Raw genomic sequence first — 16,449 nt, forward strand, 5'->3', positions numbered from 1 at the left:
CAGGAGCCATCCATGCAATATCTTCCGGGCGAAGCGCACCGGCTGCCGGGCAGCCGGATCAGTTTTGCTGGCCACCAGTGCCGCCACGTCGGCTTCGCGCTCGAAGGCGGCGTGGCCACCATCACGCTCGACCGTCCCGAACGCAAGAACCCCTTGAGCTTCGAATCCTATGCCGAGCTGCGCGACCTGTTCCGCGCGCTGGCCTATGCCGAGGACGTCAAGGCGGTGGTGATCACCGGCGCGGGCGGCAACTTCTGCTCGGGCGGCGACGTCCACGAGATCATCGGCCCGCTCACCAAGCTCGACATGCCGGGCCTGCTGGCCTTCACCCGCATGACGGGCGACCTGGTCAAGGCCATGCGCGCCTGTCCGCAACCCATCGTGGCGGCGGTCGACGGCGTGTGCGCGGGCGCCGGCGCGATCCTGGCGCTGGCCTCCGACCTGCGCTACGGCACCGCGCGCAGCCGCACCGCCTTCCTGTTCACCCGCGTCGGCCTGGCCGGCGCCGACATGGGCGCCTGCGCGCTGCTGCCGCGCGTGATCGGCCAGGGCCGCGCGGCCGAGCTGCTCTATACCGGGCGCGCGATCGGCGGCGAGGAGGGCGAGCGCTGGGGCTTCTACAACCGCCTGTGCGAGCCCGAGGCCGTCCTGGCCGAGGCCCAGGCGCTGGCCGCGAGCCTGGCGCGGGGCCCGACCTTCGCCCACGGCATGACCAAGAAGATGCTGCAGCAGGAATGGAACATGGGCGTGGACGAGGCCATCGAGGCCGAAGCCCAGGCCCAGGCGATCTGCATGGCGACCAATGACTTCCACCGCGCCTACCACGCCTTCGTGGCCAAGCAGGCGCCGCAGTTCGAGGGGGATTGATGGAGCGCCTCGACTACCTGGACTGGCCTTTCTTCGAGCCGCGCCACGGCGAGCTGGCGCGCGAGCTGGACGCCTGGGCCGGCGTGCAGCTGGACGCCGCCCACGGCCATGACGTGGACGCGGCCTGCCGCGCGCTGGTCGCACGGCTGGGCGAGGGCGGCTGGCTGCGCCACGCCGTCGGCGGCGGCGCCCATGGCGGCGCGGGCGAGACGATCGACACCCGCGCCATCTGCCTGATCCGCGAGATCCTGGCCCGGCACGCCGGCCTGGCCGATTTCGCCTTCGCCATGCAGGGCCTGGGCAGCGGGGCGATCTCGCTGTTCGGCAGCGAAGAGCAGAAAGCCGCCTACCTGCCGCGCGTGGCGCGCGGCGAAGCGATCGCGGCCTTCGCCCTGTCCGAGCCGCAGGCCGGCTCCGACGTCGCCGCCATGCGCTGCGCGGCCCGGCGCGAGGGCGGGGACTGGATCCTCGACGGCGAGAAGACCTGGATCTCGAACGGCGGCATCGCCGACTTCTATGTGGTGTTTGCCCGCAGCGGCGAGGGCGGCGGCGAGAACGGGCGCGGCTCGCGCGGCATCTCGGCCTTCATCGTCGACGCCGACGCGCCGGGCCTGCGGATCGCCGAGCGCATCGAGGTGATCGCGCCGCACCCGCTGGCGCGCCTGTCCTTCGAGGGCTGCCGGGTGCCGGCGGCGCGCATGATCGGCGAGGAAGGCCAGGGCTTCAAGATCGCCATGGCCACCCTCGACGTGTTCCGCACCTCGGTGGCGGCGGCCGCGCTGGGCTTCGCGCGGCGCGCGCTGGACGAGGCGCTGGCCCACGCCCAGGCGCGGCCGATGTTCGGCCAGCGGCTGGCCGACTTCCAGCTCACCCAGGCCAAACTCGCGCAGATGGCGACCGACATCGACGCCGCCGCGCTGCTGACCTATCGCGCGGCCTGGATGCGCGACCAGGGCCGCAAGGTGACGCGCGAGGCGGCCATGGCCAAGCTCACCGCCACCGAGTCGGCCCAGCGCGTGATCGACGCGGCGGTGCAGCTGTTCGGCGGGCAGGGCGTGCAGAGCGGAAAGGTGGTCGAAAGCCTGTACCGCGAGATCCGCGCCCTGCGCATCTACGAGGGGGCGAGCGAAGTGCAGCTCCTGATCATCGCGCGCGAGCTGCTCGCCGCGGCCAGGGAGGCCTGAATGGAGATCCTGCAACCACCGGGCTGGCCCCGCCCCAGGGGCTACTCGAACGGGGTGGCCGCGAGCGGCCGCCAGGTCCACGTCAGCGGCATGGTCGGCTGGGACGCCGAGGGACTGTTCCGCAGCGACGACTTCGTGCAGCAGGCGCGCCAGGCGCTGGAAAACATCGTGGCCGTGCTGCGCGAGGCCGGGGCCGGGCCCGAGCACATCGTGAGGATGACCTGGTACGTGCTGGACAAGCGCGAGTACCTGGAGGCCGGCGCGGCGCTCGGCGCGGCCTACCGGGAAGTGATCGGGCGCCACTATCCGGCCATGAGCGCGGTGCAGGTGGTGGCGCTGATGGAAGACCGGGCGCGGGTGGAAATCGAAGCGACGGCGGTGGTGCCGGATCCGGGCTAGCGCCGCCCGCCCCCGGTTTCTGCTACGGTGGGTCTCATCGACCGGAAGGAGCCCGCCATGGACCAGCAGATCGTACGTGTAATGGAAGAGCTGGAGGACGCCGAGCGCGCCCGCAGCGCGCTGCTCGACGCGGGTTTCGCGCGCGACAGCATCGAAATCAGCCACACCGGCGACGAAGCCGGTCCCGCCGAGGCCAACTTCACGGTCGGCGATCCGCCCGAAGTGAAGGGCGGCACCGACTACGAGGACGTGTTCCGGCCTGGCCAGGAGATCGGCAAATGCGTGATCACAGTCAGGGCCGAGGACCCGCTGCGGCTCGAGAAGGCCGCCGCGATCCTGGAACACCACGGCGCCCGCGACCCCGATCCGGCGCACGCGGCGGCGCGCCGGAGCGGGGCGCAGCTCAACTCCAGCTCAGGTCGGTCTTAGACAGGGGCAGCTCGCGCACGCGCTTGCCGGTCGCCGCGAAGATCGCGTTGCACACGGCCGGCGCCAGCGGCGGCAGCACCGGTTCGCCCAGGCCGGTCACCGGATTGTCCGACTTGACGAAGTGCATCTCGATCTTCGCCGGCGTATCCGGCATGCGCAGCAGCTGGTAGTCGTGGAAGTTGCTCTGCACCACACGGCCCTTGTCGATGTTGAGCTCAGGGAACATCAAGGTCGACAGGCCGTCGATCACCGAGCCCTCGACCTGGTTTTCCGCGCCCGACAGGTTGACGATCTGGGGGCCGATGTCGGTCGCCACCACCACGCGGTCGACCTTCAGCTTGCCGTCCTTGGACACCGTCACTTCCGCGACCTGGGCCACGTAGCCGCGGTGGCTGAAGTGGAAGGCGATGCCCTGGCCCTGGCCGCGCGGGAAGCTCTTCTTGCCCCAGCCGGCCTTCTCGGCCGCCGTCTGCAGCACCGCCTTCATGCGCGCCACGCTGTAGGGCTGGCCGCGCTCGCCCGTGCCCGGCACGATGTCCTTGTCGCCCAGCAGCTCCAGGCGGAAGGCGAGCGGATCGCGCCCGCCCGCATGGGCCAGCTCGTCGATGAAGCTGTGGAAGACCCAGGCGAACACGCAGCTGCCCGGCGCGCGCCATGGGCCCATGGGCACGCGGCATTCGAGGGCGGTCTGTTCGAGCTGGACGTTGGCCAGCCAGCGGCCTGGGAACTCGTCGCCCGACAGGTTGCCGCCGCTGCCCGGCTGCAGCACGCTCTGGCCCTCGCGCTCGACGCGGTTGGCGAAGGTCACGAAATGGTTCTGCCAGGCCACGGCGCGGCCCTGGGCGTCGACGCCGCCGCGCAGGAAGTGGAAGCCGCCCGGACGGAAGTGGTCGTGCTGGAGGTCGTCCTCGCGGGTCCAGGTCAGCTTGACCGGCGCCTTCGTCTTCTGCGCGATGGCGGTCGCCTCGACGATGAAGTCCGAGCTCAGGCGCCGGCCGAAGCCGCCGCCGCTGCGGATGATGTGCAGGGTGATGTTCTCCTTCGGGATGCCGAAGGTGGTGGTCACCAGGGCCTGGCCGGAGCCCGGGTTCTGGGTCGGGGCCCAGAGTTCCAGCTTGCCGTCGTCCTTGAACCAGGCGGTGCAGTTCTGCGGTTCCATGCTGGCGTGCGAAATGAAGGGGTAGCTGTAGGCCGCCTCCACGGTCTTGGCCGCGCCCGCCAGGGCCGCCGCCACGTCGCCGTCCTTGCGCATCACGCTCGCGCCCGGCTTCTTGGCGGCGGCCTTGGCCTGGGCGCTGAAGTCGGCCCAGCTGTGGGTGGCGCCCACGCCTTCGTCCCACTCGACCTGCAGTTCCTTGCGCGCGCGGATCGCGTTCCAGGTGGAGTTGGCGACGATCGCCACGCCCGGACGCAGGCCGTTGAGGTTGGCCGTGCCCTCGATCAGGAAGGCGTCCTTGACCCCGGGCAGGGCGCGGATCGCGTCCAGATTGGCGCGCAGCGGCTTGCCGCCGAACACCGGGCATTTCACGTAGACCGCGTACAGCATGCCGGGGAGTTGTACGTCGATGCCGAACAGGGGCTTGCCGCTGACGATGGCGGCGTTGTCGACGCCGCCGATGCGCTTGCCCAGCAGCTTGAAGCTGGACGGGTCCTTGAGCGCCACGGTCTCGGCGGGCGGCACCTCCAGCCTGGAGGCGACCCCGACCAGCGCGCCATAGCCGAGCCGCCGCTTGCTGGCGGCGTGGATGACGGCGCCGCCGGCGGTCGTGCATTCGCCCGGCGCCACCTTCCAGGTCTGGGCGGCGGCCTGCACCAGCATGGCGCGGGTGGTGGCGCCCAGGCGGCGGAACTGTTCGTAGTTGTTGGGGGTCGAAGTCGAGCCGCCCGCGCCCTGGCCCCCATAGGCCGGGTCCAGATCGCCCTGGACGATGCGCACGTCCTTCCAGTCGACGTCGAGTTCCTCGGCGATCACCATGGGCAGCGAGGTCTTGATGCCCTGGCCGATCTCGGGCTGCTTCGAGATCAGGGTGACCTTGCCGTCGCGCGCGATGCGGATGAAGGCGTTGGGCACGAAATCGGTGCCGGCGGCATTGGGGCCGGCGGTGGCGGCGAGCACGCCCTCGGCCGACATGCCGAGCAGGAAGGCGCTGCCGAGCGCGCTGTCGCGCAGGAAGCGGCGGCGGGAAGTGGAGAGCGGTGCGTTCATGCCTTGCCCTTTCCCTTGGCGGCGATCTCGGCGGCGCGGTGGATGCCGGCGCGGATCCGGGTATAGGTGGCGCAGCGGCACAGGTTGCCCGCCATCGCCTCGTCGATCTGGGCGTCGGTCGGCTTCGGGTGCTGCTTGAGCAGGGCGCAGGCGCTCATGATCTGGCCGGCCTGGCAATAGCCGCATTGCGGCACGTCCAGCTCCTGCCAGGCGAGCTGCAAGGGGTGGCTGGCCTTCGCGTCCAGGCCTTCGATGGTCGTGATCTTCTGCTGGCCGACGCTGGATACCGGCGTCAGGCAGGAACGCGCGGGCGTGCCGTCCAGGTGGACGGTGCAGGCGCCGCACTGGCCCAGGCCGCAGCCATACTTCGTGCCGACCAGGCCCAGCGTGTCGCGTAAGGCCCAGAGCAGTGGCGTGTCGGGCTCGACGTCGACGGCCTGCGACTTGCCGTTGACGTTCAGCGTGTATTTACTCATGAAGATCCCTCGTTGGCGGACAGAAGAATTCTCCATCGTAGCCGAAATTGTCACAGCTCGACAGGGGGCCGGAGGCACGATTCTTTGTTATGCAGGAAGAGTATGTAATACTTGGTTGGCAATTATGAAATTGGAAACGAGCCATGTCCGGTGTGCGCCCGACTACAGAGAACCTCAAGTTCCGCCTGGCATGCGTCGCGGCCGCGCTCGTATTCGCGGCCACGCTCTTGGTCACCTTATCGACGCTGGCGGTGGCCGAGCGGGGGATGAAAGCAGTCATCGGCGACCAGCAATATCGCATGATCACCGGAGTGGCTTCCTTCATGGATGACCGCATCGCCACCCGGGTGCGCCAGATCGAGACCCTGGCAGGCGATGCGCCTCCGGGGGCGCTGCAGGACAAGGCGCTGATGCGCGGCTACCTTGCCAACCAGGCGCGCCTGTGGGGCACCGACTACCTCAACCTGCTGACGGTCGATCGCAAGGGTGACATGTTCGCGACCGTGCGCGACTTCACCGGGGGGCGGCGCCTGAACGCAAGCGGGCGCGACTACTTCGAGCGGGTCCTGCGCAGCGGCGCGAGCGTGGTGTCGGAGCCGCTGCGCAGCCGGTTGTCGGACCAGAACATCGTTGTGGTGGCGGCGCCCTTGCGCGACCCGGGCGGGGAGGTGCAGCAAGTGCTGGTGGCCAGCATCGACCTCGACGGCTCGGGCTTCCTGCGCCAGCTGAACGCCTTCAAGCCGGGCGGCAGCGGCTACCTGTTCCTGATGACCGCCGACGGGATCGTGATCGATCACCCGGACAAGGCGCGGGTTCTCAAGCACATCAACACGACGCCGGGCGTGAACCAGGCGACCGAGCGCGCGCTCAAAGGCTTCGAAGGCTGGGCCGAGGCCCGCAGCAAGGATGGACGCGACTCGATGTACGCCTACAAGCGGCTGCAGTCGACCGGCTGGATCCTGGGCGTGCGCTATCCCAGCGGGGAAGCCTTCGCGCCGCTCGAGGAGATGCGGCGCAATGCGATCTTCGGCGCCACCGGCCTGGCGCTGGCGGCGGGCCTGCTGGCCTGGGTGCTGGTGTTCCGCCTGCTCGGGCCGCTCGAAACCCTGCGCGCCCAGGTGCGCGCGATCCGCCACGAAGGCGCCGAGATCGGGGTGCTGCGCCACGGCCGCCAGGACGAGATCGGCGAGCTGGGACGCGCCTTCCACGCGCTGATGGCCGAGCGCGAGGCGGCCGAGGACGAGCGCGGCGCCACCGAGAAGCGCCTGCGCCTGATCGCCGACAACCTGCCGGTCCTGATCGCCTACGTCGACCGCGACCGCCGCTTCAGCTTCGGCAACGCGACCTTCGAGACCTGGTTCGGCGTGCCGCCCGATAAACTGATCGGCATGAGCATGTCCGACCTGCTCGGCCCGGAAGCCGGCGCCAAGTCGCGCGACCGGCTGGACGAGGCCTTCGCCGGGCGCGAGGTCACCTGCGAGCTGCGCACCGCGATCCGCGGCGTGCCGCGCTACCTGCAGGGCAACTACATCCCCGACCGCCAGCCGGACGGCGCGGTGGCGGGCGTCTACCTGTTCATCCACGACGTCACGCCGATGAAGGAAGTCGAGGAGCGCCTGGTCCAGCTCACCCGCATCGACCCGCTCACCGGGATCGCCAACCGGCGCATGTTCGGCGAGACCCTGCAGCATGCGCTGGACCGGGCGCGCCGCAGCGGCAAGTCGCTGGCGCTGGCCTATCTCGACGTCGACCATTTCAAGCGCATCAACGACAGCTACGGGCACGGGGTGGGGGACGAGGTGCTCAAGGAGTTCGCGCGCCGGCTGACGGCGGGCGTGCGGGCCACCGACACCCCGGCGCGCCTGTCGGGCGACGAGTTCGTGGTCATCCTCGAGGAGATCTCGACGCGCGGGGAGGCGGAACGCATCGGCGACAAGATCGTGGCGGCGATGCGGGTGCCGATCGCGACCAGCAAGGGGCTGGTGCTGGCCAGCAGCAGCGTGGGGATCGCCGTGTCGGGGCCGGGCCAGACCCAGGAACAGTTGCTGGCCGCGGCGGACAGCGCGCTCTACATGGCCAAGGGCAAGGGAAGGGACGGCTTCGCGGTGTACGAGGGTTAGGGGGCGCGGCGCGCGCCGCTTCACAAGCCCTCTGGAAAAGTCTCCGGCGGCTCCTCCGAGTGCCAGCCGCTGGTCGCGTCGAGCGGCTGCACCGCCGTGCTGCGGTCGATGTGGATCACGGCATCGAACTGGCGCGGCAGCTGGGCCATGAAGTAATGGCTCTGGCGTTCGGTGCGCGGCAGGTAGAGCACGCCGATCGCCCGCTCCAGCCTTTCCTCCATCAGGGCGTCGCGCAGCGGCCCCGGCGCGCGCAGCGGCAGGTAGAAGTCGCCCAGCCCGCTTTCGTGCAGCAGGTGCTCGTAGCTGCCCGGCAGCCCCGGCCGCACCTGCTTGTGCTCGGCCGGCCCGTCCCATTCCGAGGCCGCCGTCACCCGGCCCTCGTAGGTGGTGAAGCCGACCAGGCAGGTGTCGGCCCCGTAGGCCTTGCGCGCCAGCTCGCCCACGTTCCACTCGCCGGCGCGCCCGATCTCGGTGGCGCGCGCGTCGCCGATGTGGGAATTGTGCTCCCACACCACGATGCGCGCCGGCCTGCCGTCGCCGCCGCGGGCGGCGCTGCGCGAGAGGTGGCGCGCGAGCGCGTCCAGGGTCTCGGCCATGTGGCTGTCGCGCAGGTTCCAGGACGAGACCCGGCCGCGGAACATGGTGCGGTAATACTCTTCGGCGTTCTTGACCAGGCGCGCATTCTGCTGGGCGTAGAAATACGCGTCCTCGGCGCCGGCGCCGTCGGCCTGCATGTAGTCGAAGGCGCGCTGCTGCAGGTCGTGCAGGGCCGCCAGCACGCCCTGCTCGCAGGACGAGGACATGCCCAGGCTGGCCGCATAGCCGTAGTGCTGGCTGTCGCGGTCGTAGTGGTCGAAGCAGGCATAGCGGCGCCTGGCCTCGGCCGCCGCATTGGGGTCGACCGCGTCGAGGTAGTGCAGCACCTCGTGCATGGAGGTGAACAGCGAATACAGGTCGAGCCCGTAGAAGCCGGCCTTGGCCGCGCCGGGGCGCTCGTTGCGCGCGCGCAGCCACTCCACGAAGTCGAGCACCGCCGTGTTGCGCCACATCCAGGCCGGGAAGCGCTCGAAGCCGGACAGCGCGCCCAGGCCGTCGGCGTCCCGGCCTTCGCCGCGCACGTAGCGGTTGACGCGCCAGGCGTCCGGCCAGTCCGCCTCCACGGCCACCGCGTCGAAGCCCTTTTCTTCGATCAGGCGCTGGGTGATGCGGGCGCGCTCGGCGTAGAACTCGTGGGTGCCGTGGGTGGCTTCGCCCAGCAGGACAAAGCGGGCGTTGCCCACCAGGTCGAGCAGGGCGTCGTAGTCGTCCGCCGCGCCCGTCAGGGGACGGGCGCCGGCGCGGATCGCGTCGAGGGTGCTGTCCTGGATCGAAGGCATGGGGAGCGCTTCAATGCAGGGAACGGTCGCCGGCGGCCGCGTGCTGGGCCGTGTAGGGCGTCAGCCCGCGCTCGACGAAGGACTTCATGCGCGCCAGGTCGTCGTCCATCTGGCGCTTGGGATCGGTGCCCAGCAGGCGCGCCAGGCCGTGGCCGAACACGCCGCCCGGCGGCCGGTAGGCCAGGCGCACCGTGACCCGGGTGCCGCCGCGTTCGGGCTCGAAGCTGACCGCGCCCTCCTGCTCGATCTCGGAGCCCGGCTCGCTGCGCCAGGCCAGGTGCTCGGGACGGGACTGCTCGGTCATGACGGCGTTCCAGCTGTATTCGCTGCCTGCCGGACCCTTGACCACCCAGTGCGAGCGGCGGTGGCCGATGTCGCGCACCTCGCTCACGTGCGACATGAAGCGCGGGAAGTTGTCGTAGTTCGACCAGGCCTCGTAGACCTTCTCGGGCGCGGCGTCGATGTGGATCGACTTCTCGACCTCGATCAGGCTGCCCAGGCCCATGCCGAGACCGTGTTCGCGCGCCATGGACGCCAAACGTGCGCCGCCGCCGCTCCTGGCCAGCAGGGCGATGGCGCCCAGGCCGAGCACCAGTCCGAGCGGCGAGCGGCGCATCAGCCGGCTCAGGCCCAGCACGCTGCCGCCCAGCAGGGCGGAATTGGTGAGGGTGGGGCTGCGGCTCTCGAAGGCGTGGCCCAGCTCGTCCAGCCAGCCGCGCGCCTGGGCCGCCGCCGCGTGCATGCGCGCACGGGCGCCGCCGGCGGCGGCGTTCATCCGTCCCTGCGCTTCCCAGCGGTTGCGCTCGATGCGCTCGCCCGCTTCGGCGGCGCTGTCGCGGATGCGCTCGCCGGCCTCCCAGGCCTGCGTGCGCGCCTGTTCGCGGGCATGGCCGGCGGCGTCCAGCATGCGCTCGCCGGCGCGGCTGGCCAGGGCGTCGGCACGCGCATAGGCCGCGGCGGCGCCGTGGCGGGCCGCCTCCAGGCTCGCGCCGGCGCGCCGCATGGCGTTGCCGAGCGCGTCGCCGGCGAGATGGCCGGCCTGGCTGCCGGCGTCGCGCAGGGCGTGCGCCGCATGCGCGCGGCGCGCGCGGCCGCGTTCCGGGTCGAGCACGTACATCAGGAGGGCGCCAGCGGCGGCCGCGCCGATCAGCTTGCCCAGGTCCATCTGCTTGTCGCTGAGTTGTTTCATGTCCGCTCCTCTCGCTTGGTTGGCTGGCCGCCGGGCGTCCCTGCCCAGGCCTGGGCCAGCAGTTCCTGCACTTCCTCGTCGCCGGTCTGGTCGAACTGGCGGTACCACTCGCCGACCGCGCGAAAGCGCAACGGGGTGACGAGGCAGACCACCTCGTCCACTTTCCTGCGCAGCGCCTCCACGGTGTCGGGCGCGCCCACCGGCGCGGCGACCACGATGCGCTGCGGCTGCTGGCGGCGCGCGACCTCGACCGCCGCCTCCATGCTGGCGCCGGTCGCGATCCCGTCGTCGACCAGGATCACGCAGCGTCCCGCCAGTCGGGGCGCCGGACGGGCGCCGCGGTAATGCCGCTCGCGCCGCGCCAGTTCGGCCTGTTCGCGCCGGGTGACGGCCTCGACTTCGGCGGCGCTCACGCCCATCAGGCCCGGCACGCCCGGCTGCAGCACGCGCACGCCGCCGCTGCCGATCGCGCCCATCGCGAATTCTTCCTGGCCTGGCAGGCCGAGCTTGCGTACGATCATGAGGTCCAGCTCCGCATGCAGCGCCCGGGCCACCGGGAAGGCCACCGGTACCCCGCCGCGCGGCAGGGCGAGCACCAGCGGGTGCGCGTCCTCCAGGTGGCCCAGGCAGCGGGCCAGTTCCCGGCCCGCGTGGGCGCGATCGGTGTAGGCGTCGGCGTGCTTCATGGCATGGACCCGTGATCGTGAGGGCAGGCCTGCTGGCCGGGGCCGCAGGCAGCTGTCCGCAGTGGGTCCAGCATACGCAAGCTTGGGTCCGCGCGGCGTCCGTTTGCCCGACGGCATTGCGACGCGCTGCGCGGGATGGGCGGGGCGCGGAGGCGCCCCGGGGAATGCGTCAGGCGAGCTGGCGGTGGTGGAAGCGCAGGTGGTCGGCGACGAAGGTCTGGATGAAGTAGTAGCCGTGGTCGTAGCCCGGATGACGGCGCAGGGCCAAAGGCTGGCCGGCCCTGGCGCAGGCGGCCTCGAAGACGTCCGGATGCAGTTGCTCGGCCAGGAACTTGTCGGCCAGGCCCTGGTCGATGAGGATGCCGGCCGGGAAGGGCGCGGCGGGGGCGGCCTCCATCAGCGCGCTGGCGTCGTACTGGGCCCAGGCCGCGAGGTCCGGGCCCAGGTAGCCGCCGAAGGCCTTATGGCCCCAGGGACAGCGGCTGGGCGCGGCGATCGGCGCGAAGGCCGACACCGAGCGGAACAGGCTGGGGTTGCGCAAGGCCAGCACCAGGGCGCCGTGGCCGCCCATCGAGTGGCCGACGATGCCGACCCTGGCCGGATCGGCAGGCAGGGCCGCCAGCACCTGCTCGCGCAGTTCCAGGATGTAGCTGTACATGCGATAGTGGCGCGCCCACTCGCCCTCGGTGGCGTCGACGTAGAAACCGGCGCCGACGCCGAAGTCCCAGCTGTCGGTCTCGCCCGGCACCCCGGCCCCGCGCGGGCTGGTGTCGGGCGCGACCAGGATCATGCCCAGTTCGGCCGCGACGCGCTGGGCGCCGGCCTTGACCATGAAGGTCTCTTCGGTGCAGGTCAGGCCCGCGAGATAGAACAGCACCGGCAGGCGCCGGCCTTCCTGGTGGCCGGGCGGCAGGTAGACCGAGAAGCGCATCGGCAGGCCGATGGCGGAAGAAGCGTGCTGGTAGAAGCGCTGCACGCCGCCGAAGCAGGCGTGCTCGTTGAGCAGTTCGAACATGGTGGGCTGGAATTGGTGGAAGGTGGCGCCAGTATGCCGCGTCGGCGCCGGTCTTGCCAGTCAGACCAGGCCGAACGCGCCCAGCAGGGCGCCCGCGCCGAGCAGCCACAGCAGGTGGATGCGGGTGCGCCACACCACGATGCCGCTGGCCGCGGTCAGCAGCCACAGCGGCCAATGGGCGGGGTCGGCGCCGCCGCCGGCGGCCAGCAGCCAGGCCGTGGCCAGCAGCATGCCGACCACCAGCGGCGCCATGCCCTGCTTGAAGGAGCGCACCGCGCGCAGCTCGCGGTTGCGGTGGGCCCACTGCGAGATCTGGTAGGTGAAGATGGTCGAGGGCAGCATGATGCCGGTCATGGTCACCAGCACGCCGAAGAAGGCGGCGGCGGTGCTGCCGGCGTTCATGCCCACGTGCCAGCCCATCAGGGCCACGAACAGCACGTTGGGGCCGGGCGCGGCCTGGGCCAGGGCGATCGCCTCGTTGAACTGGGCCTGGGTCAGCCAGCCATGCTGCTCGACCAGGTAGCGCTGCATCTCTGCGCTGGTCGAGATCGCGCCGCCCAGCGACATCATGGACAGCATCAGGTAGTGCAGGAAGAGGTCGGCCCAGTCCTGCCAGCTCAGCACGATCTGGTGCGCGCTCATCGCAGCCTCCGCCAGGCCAGCAGGCAGCCCAGCAGGCCGAGCGGGAACAGCACGGCGGCCAGGGGCAGGCGCACCCAGGCCAGCAGGACGAAGGCGAGGGCGGCGATCGGGATGCTCCAGGCCAGCGGTACCGGATTCTTGACCAGGGTGGCGCCCATGCGCAGACCGACCGCCGCGATCAGGCCGGCCGAGACGGCCGCCATGCCGCGCAGGGCGCCGGCCACCCGGCTGTCGGCGGCGAAGCGGGTGTGCAGCACGGCCAGGGCCAGCACCACCACCAGCGGAACCGCGATCATGCCGGCCAGCGCCGTCATGGCGCCGCGAAGGCCGAACCAGCGCGCGCCCAGCATCATCGACAGGTTGACCACGTTCGGGCCGGGCATGGTCTGGGCCACCGCCCAGTCCTCGACGAATTCCTCGTTGCTGAGCCAGCGGCGGCGCTCGACCACCTCGCGCTGGACGACCGCCAGCACGCCGCCGAAGCCCTGCAGCGCTAGCAGGGTGAAGGCGACGAACAGCTCGGTGAGCGAGTTGGGGCGGGGACGCTCGGCGTCGGCGGTGGCGGAGCCGGGAGCGGAAGTCGGGGTCATCCCGGCATTATCGCCGCCCGCGGCCTCCGCTGTCCATGTTCAGCCGCCGCCGATGCCGCGCATCACGCGGCCGCTGCCGCCGCATTCGGGGCAAGGCTTGCCGTCCTGCTTGCCGGTGCCGGCGCAGGCGTCGCACAGGTCTTCGCCGGCGCCGGGCGTGCCGGGGGCGGCTTCGTCGCCGGGGTTCAGGGCGGGATTGGTTTGATTGTTCATGGCGGCCTCGCTGAGAGTGGATGGGCCGATTGTAGGCAGGCGGCGCGCCGGATGGCGCAGCGCAGGACAGGCGCCGCGCCGGGGAGGACACCGACCCGGAAATCTCGTGCTTGATACCGGTTTGATATTGACTTCGATGAAAGATCCCCAATAATCCTGAGGCGGCAATCATTTTCCTGGAGGCCAGTCCATGAGCCCGTTTCCCGCCTTGCTGTGCGACGATCCCGTTGCACTGAACCATGAACTCCGAAGCAATCACCTCCAGCGCGACATCGTCGGCCGCGGCATCATGCTGCTGGGGGACTTCGGCATCCTGGCCGCCCTGGAATTCCTCAAGTCGCATGCGGTCGCGCCCAGCGTGATCGAGCGCGTGCTGCTGGAGCCGGGGCGGCGCGCCGCTTCCTGAGCGCCTGTCGACGTCGGCTTATACACACCACCCTGCACGGGAAAGCAACCGGATCCCTGGTGGACAAAGCTGCAGGAGGCCGACGTAAACCCTTGATTTTCGGGGCTATCGACACTGCCTTCCCAATAGGCAAATTGTTGAAACCCGCATCCCGGGCCGCATTCGGCGTGTCAAGCCCCCGCTTTTCCACAGTGTTTTCCACAGACTTTGTGGATATCCGGAAAACGGCTTATGTTTCCGCGACTTAGCGCGGCCAGTAGAGGTGAATCGTCAGGAAGGGCGGGATCCAGGAGATATCGGGCGGTAATTTTTACTTGCGGTTTATAACTGGATAAATGTACAGTATGGGCATTTTCCAGCTCCGCCATTATGTCCGACGTCCTCGCGCCGCCTCCCGCCACCGATCCCTTCGCCAGCCTCAATGCCGAGCAGCGCGCGGCGGTCGAGCACGACATCGGCGTCGACAAGCCGCGTCCGCTCCTGATCGTTGCCGGGGCCGGTTCGGGCAAGACCAATACCCTGGCGCACCGGGTGGCGCGCCTGATCCAGGCCGGCGCCGATCCCCAGCGCATCCTGCTCCTGACCTTCTCGCGCCGCGCGGCCGGCGAGATGTCGCGCCGCGCCAGCGGCGTGCTGCACCGGCTTCTCCGGCGCGGCGGCCAGGAAAGCCCGATCGACCTGCCCTGGGCCGGCACCTTCCACGCCATCGGCGCGCGCCTGCTGCGCGAGTTCGCGGGACGGATCGGCCTGGACGAGTCCTTCACCATCCACGACCGCGGCGATTCCGAAGACCTGATGGGCATGGTGCGCCACGAGATCGGCCTGTCGCAGACCGAGAAGCGCTTCCCGCTCAAGGGCACTTGCCTGGCGATCTACTCGCGCGTGGTCAACAGCCGCGAGCCGCTGGAGCAGGTGCTGCAATCGACCTTCCCCTGGTGCAGCGAATGGGAAGACCGGCTCAAGACCCTGTTCGGGGCCTACGTCGACGCCAAGCAGGAGCAGAACGTGCTGGACTACGACGACCTGCTGCTGTTCTGGTCCGAGATGGCGGCCGACCCGGTGCTGGGGCCGGAGCTGGGCGCGCTGTTCGACCACGTGCTGGTCGACGAATACCAGGACACCAACCGCCTGCAGGCCAGCATCCTGACCGGCATGAAGCCGGACGGCGCGGGCGTGGTGGTGGTCGGCGACGACGCCCAGTCGATCTACGCCTTCCGCGGCGCGACGGTGCGCAACATCCTCGACTTTCCCCAGCAGTTCAGCCGGCCCGCGCACCTGATCACCCTGGAGCGCAACTACCGCTCGACCCAGCCCATCCTGGACGCCTCGAACGCCCTGATCGCGGCCGCGCTGGAGCGCCACGCCAAGACCCTGTGGACCGAGCGCGCCTCGAGCATCAAGCCCCAGCTGGTCCTGATCCCGGACGAGGCCGAGCAGGCGCGCTGGGTCTGCGCCCGGGTGCTGGAGCAGCGCGAGGCCGGCGTGGCCCTGACCAAGCAGGCGGTGCTGTTCCGCGCCGCCAGCCACAGCGCCGCGCTGGAGCTGGAACTGATGCGGCGTAACATCCCCTTCGTAAAGTTCGGCGGCCTCAAGTTCCTGGAAGCCTCGCACATCAAGGACGTGCTGGCGGTGCTGCGTTTCGCCCAGAACCCGAGCGGACGCCTGGCGGGCTTTCGCGCGGTCCAGCTGATTCCCGGGATCGGCCAGGCCACCGCCTCGCGCCTGCTGGACGCCATGGCCGAGAGCGCCGATCCGCTGGCGGCGCTGGAAGCCTTCGCGCCGCCCGCGCGCAGCCGCGCCGACTGGGACGGCTTCGTCGCCCTGTACCGGCGCCTGCGCACGCCGGGGCTGCGCTGGCCCGCCGACATCGAGCTGGTCAAGGCCTGGTACCTGCCGCACCTGGAGCGCCTGCACGACGACGCCGCCGTGCGCGCCGCCGACGTCGAGCAGCTGGCGGTGCTGGCGGGCGGCCACGGCAGCCGCGAAGCCTTCCTGGCCGAGATCACGCTCGACCCGCCGGAGGCCACCAGCGACCGCGCCGGCCCGCCGCTGCTGGACGAGGACTACCTGATCCTGTCGACCATCCATTCGGCCAAGGGGCAGGAGTGGAGCTCGGTGCACGTGCTCAACGTGGTGGACGGCTGCATTCCCTCGGACATGAGCACAGGCAGCCAGGACGACATCGAGGAAGAGCGCCGCCTGCTCTACGTGGCCATGACGCGCGCCAAGGAAAACCTGCACCTGGTGGTGCCGAATCGCTTCTTCATCAAGCAGCAGGCCCAGATGGGCGACAGGCACGTTTATGCCACGCGCACCCGCTTCATCACCCCGGCCATGCTCAAGCATTTCGAGGAATGCGCCTGGGTCAATGCCGAGCAGCGCGAAGTGCGCCGGCCGGTGCCCGATGCAGTACGCATGATGGTGAGGGACCGGGCCCGGAACGCGTGGAAATGACAGCAGATGACAGCAAAATGGCGACTTATCCCCTATGTCCCGATTTTGTAGGAGAACGCCTCATGGGGGCAGACCGCATGGAAGTGGTGCATGTGCAAGTGATTGATTTTATGGGATAAAAAAAATGCCTGCGGAACGGGCATTTTGTTGAAACCCGCATCTTTACTGCCCTCGCGGCTTGTCAAGTGGCGCTTTTC

The 16,449-nt window shown here is 70.2% G+C and carries 16 protein-coding genes; 7 read left to right on the forward strand and 9 right to left on the reverse strand.

Annotated elements, in window-relative coordinates:
• Window positions 1-12: 12 nt before the first annotated feature.
• Genes B0920_RS03435 through B0920_RS03450 form a run of 4 tightly spaced genes read left to right on the forward strand, consistent with a single transcriptional unit; the run spans window position 13 to window position 2,879 of the window.
• Window positions 13-867 (forward strand): enoyl-CoA hydratase family protein, encoded by an 855-nt coding sequence (locus B0920_RS03435; protein WP_078031170.1) that lies wholly within the window; start codon window positions 13-15, stop codon window positions 865-867.
• On the forward strand, window positions 867-2,051 hold the full coding sequence (locus B0920_RS03440) for an acyl-CoA dehydrogenase family protein (RefSeq protein ID WP_078031171.1): 1,185 nt from the start codon (window positions 867-869) through the stop codon (window positions 2,049-2,051). Before B0920_RS03435 ends, B0920_RS03440 begins: the two co-directional genes overlap by 1 nt.
• The gene (locus B0920_RS03445) at window positions 2,052-2,450 is read left to right on the forward strand and encodes a RidA family protein (protein ID WP_078031172.1); all 399 of its coding nucleotides are present in this window, start codon (window positions 2,052-2,054) and stop codon (window positions 2,448-2,450) included.
• Window positions 2,451-2,507: 57 nt separating this feature from the next.
• Window positions 2,508-2,879 (forward strand): hypothetical protein, encoded by a 372-nt coding sequence (locus B0920_RS03450; RefSeq protein ID WP_179119084.1) that lies wholly within the window; start codon window positions 2,508-2,510, stop codon window positions 2,877-2,879.
• On the opposite strand, the gene B0920_RS03455 is transcribed toward B0920_RS03450, so the two are convergent.
• Both B0920_RS03455 and B0920_RS03460 read right to left on the reverse strand, forming a co-directional pair.
• Window positions 2,854-5,085 carry a molybdopterin cofactor-binding domain-containing protein gene (locus tag B0920_RS03455; RefSeq protein WP_078031173.1) on the reverse strand — a complete coding sequence of 744 codons (2,232 nt, stop codon included), beginning with the start codon at window positions 5,083-5,085 and terminating at the stop codon, window positions 2,854-2,856. The two genes, B0920_RS03450 and B0920_RS03455, sit on opposite strands and share 26 nt — an antisense overlap.
• A complete protein-coding gene (locus B0920_RS03460; RefSeq protein WP_078031174.1) occupies window positions 5,082-5,561 on the reverse strand; it encodes a (2Fe-2S)-binding protein in 480 nt (159 codons plus the stop codon). The genes B0920_RS03455 and B0920_RS03460 overlap by 4 nt, the downstream gene beginning before the upstream one ends.
• A gap of 143 nt (window positions 5,562-5,704) precedes the next feature.
• Here B0920_RS03460 and B0920_RS03465 point away from each other — a divergent pair, with 143 nt between their 5' ends.
• A complete protein-coding gene (locus B0920_RS03465) occupies window positions 5,705-7,681 on the forward strand; it encodes a diguanylate cyclase domain-containing protein (RefSeq protein ID WP_078031175.1) in 1,977 nt (658 codons plus the stop codon).
• Between the two features lie 20 nt (window positions 7,682-7,701).
• Here the strand turns inward: B0920_RS03465 and B0920_RS03470 are convergent, their stop codons facing one another.
• The 7 genes from B0920_RS03470 to B0920_RS25875 form a co-directional block, all read right to left on the reverse strand.
• On the reverse strand, window positions 7,702-9,057 hold the full coding sequence (locus B0920_RS03470; protein WP_078031176.1) for an erythromycin esterase family protein: 1,356 nt from the start codon (window positions 9,055-9,057) through the stop codon (window positions 7,702-7,704).
• 10 nt (window positions 9,058-9,067) lie between these two features.
• Window positions 9,068-10,246, reverse strand: a complete 1,179-nt coding sequence (locus B0920_RS03475; protein WP_078031177.1) for an SRPBCC family protein — start codon at window positions 10,244-10,246, stop codon at window positions 9,068-9,070.
• Window positions 10,243-10,932, reverse strand: coding sequence for a phosphoribosyltransferase (locus tag B0920_RS03480; protein WP_078031178.1), 690 nt, complete (start codon window positions 10,930-10,932; stop codon window positions 10,243-10,245). Before B0920_RS03480 ends, B0920_RS03475 begins: the two co-directional genes overlap by 4 nt.
• A gap of 169 nt (window positions 10,933-11,101) precedes the next feature.
• Window positions 11,102-11,947: an S-formylglutathione hydrolase gene (gene fghA, locus B0920_RS03485; protein ID WP_078031179.1), complete on the reverse strand. Its 846-nt coding sequence runs from the start codon at window positions 11,945-11,947 to the stop codon at window positions 11,102-11,104.
• Between the two features lie 60 nt (window positions 11,948-12,007).
• A complete protein-coding gene (locus B0920_RS03490; protein WP_078031180.1) occupies window positions 12,008-12,589 on the reverse strand; it encodes a chromate transporter in 582 nt (193 codons plus the stop codon).
• Window positions 12,586-13,179: a chromate transporter gene (locus B0920_RS03495; RefSeq protein WP_078031181.1), complete on the reverse strand. Its 594-nt coding sequence runs from the start codon at window positions 13,177-13,179 to the stop codon at window positions 12,586-12,588. The genes B0920_RS03490 and B0920_RS03495 overlap by 4 nt, the downstream gene beginning before the upstream one ends.
• 39 nt (window positions 13,180-13,218) lie before the next feature.
• Window positions 13,219-13,392, reverse strand: a complete 174-nt coding sequence (locus B0920_RS25875) for a hypothetical protein (protein ID WP_179119085.1) — start codon at window positions 13,390-13,392, stop codon at window positions 13,219-13,221.
• A gap of 190 nt (window positions 13,393-13,582) precedes the next feature.
• Between B0920_RS25875 and B0920_RS03500 the strand changes: the two genes are divergently transcribed.
• Both B0920_RS03500 and B0920_RS03505 read left to right on the forward strand, forming a co-directional pair.
• Window positions 13,583-13,798: a hypothetical protein gene (locus B0920_RS03500; protein ID WP_078031182.1), complete on the forward strand. Its 216-nt coding sequence runs from the start codon at window positions 13,583-13,585 to the stop codon at window positions 13,796-13,798.
• A gap of 369 nt (window positions 13,799-14,167) precedes the next feature.
• Window positions 14,168-16,252 (forward strand): ATP-dependent helicase, encoded by a 2,085-nt coding sequence (locus B0920_RS03505; RefSeq protein ID WP_078031183.1) that lies wholly within the window; start codon window positions 14,168-14,170, stop codon window positions 16,250-16,252.
• The last annotated feature ends 197 nt before the right edge of the window (window positions 16,253-16,449 follow it).

Source organism: Massilia sp. KIM (assembly GCF_002007115.1).
GTDB lineage: Bacteria > Pseudomonadota > Gammaproteobacteria > Burkholderiales > Burkholderiaceae_D > Telluria.

Bases quoted from the DNA above. Each gene is read 5' to 3' on its own strand.
- B0920_RS25875 (WP_179119085.1), bottom strand. From the start codon at position 13,392: ATGAACAATCAAACCAATCCCGCCCTGAACCCCGGCGACGAAGCCGCC.
- B0920_RS03495 (WP_078031181.1), bottom strand. From the start codon at position 13,179: ATGACCCCGACTTCCGCTCCCGGCTCCGCCACCGCCGACGCCGAGCGT.
- B0920_RS03475 (WP_078031177.1), bottom strand. From the start codon at position 10,246: ATGAAACAACTCAGCGACAAGCAGATGGACCTGGGCAAGCTGATCGGC.
- B0920_RS03435 (WP_078031170.1), top strand. From the start codon at position 13: ATGCAATATCTTCCGGGCGAAGCGCACCGGCTGCCGGGCAGCCGGATC.
- B0920_RS03445 (WP_078031172.1), top strand. From the start codon at position 2,052: ATGGAGATCCTGCAACCACCGGGCTGGCCCCGCCCCAGGGGCTACTCG.
- B0920_RS03500 (WP_078031182.1), top strand. From the start codon at position 13,583: ATGAGCCCGTTTCCCGCCTTGCTGTGCGACGATCCCGTTGCACTGAAC.
- B0920_RS03470 (WP_078031176.1), bottom strand. From the start codon at position 9,057: ATGCCTTCGATCCAGGACAGCACCCTCGACGCGATCCGCGCCGGCGCC.
- B0920_RS03440 (WP_078031171.1), top strand. From the start codon at position 867: ATGGAGCGCCTCGACTACCTGGACTGGCCTTTCTTCGAGCCGCGCCAC.
- B0920_RS03505 (WP_078031183.1), top strand. From the start codon at position 14,168: ATGTCCGACGTCCTCGCGCCGCCTCCCGCCACCGATCCCTTCGCCAGC.
- fghA (WP_078031179.1), bottom strand. From the start codon at position 11,947: ATGTTCGAACTGCTCAACGAGCACGCCTGCTTCGGCGGCGTGCAGCGC.
- B0920_RS03450 (WP_179119084.1), top strand. From the start codon at position 2,508: ATGGACCAGCAGATCGTACGTGTAATGGAAGAGCTGGAGGACGCCGAG.
- B0920_RS03465 (WP_078031175.1), top strand. From the start codon at position 5,705: ATGTCCGGTGTGCGCCCGACTACAGAGAACCTCAAGTTCCGCCTGGCA.
- B0920_RS03455 (WP_078031173.1), bottom strand. From the start codon at position 5,085: ATGAACGCACCGCTCTCCACTTCCCGCCGCCGCTTCCTGCGCGACAGC.
- B0920_RS03490 (WP_078031180.1), bottom strand. From the start codon at position 12,589: ATGAGCGCGCACCAGATCGTGCTGAGCTGGCAGGACTGGGCCGACCTC.
- B0920_RS03480 (WP_078031178.1), bottom strand. From the start codon at position 10,932: ATGAAGCACGCCGACGCCTACACCGATCGCGCCCACGCGGGCCGGGAA.
- B0920_RS03460 (WP_078031174.1), bottom strand. From the start codon at position 5,561: ATGAGTAAATACACGCTGAACGTCAACGGCAAGTCGCAGGCCGTCGAC.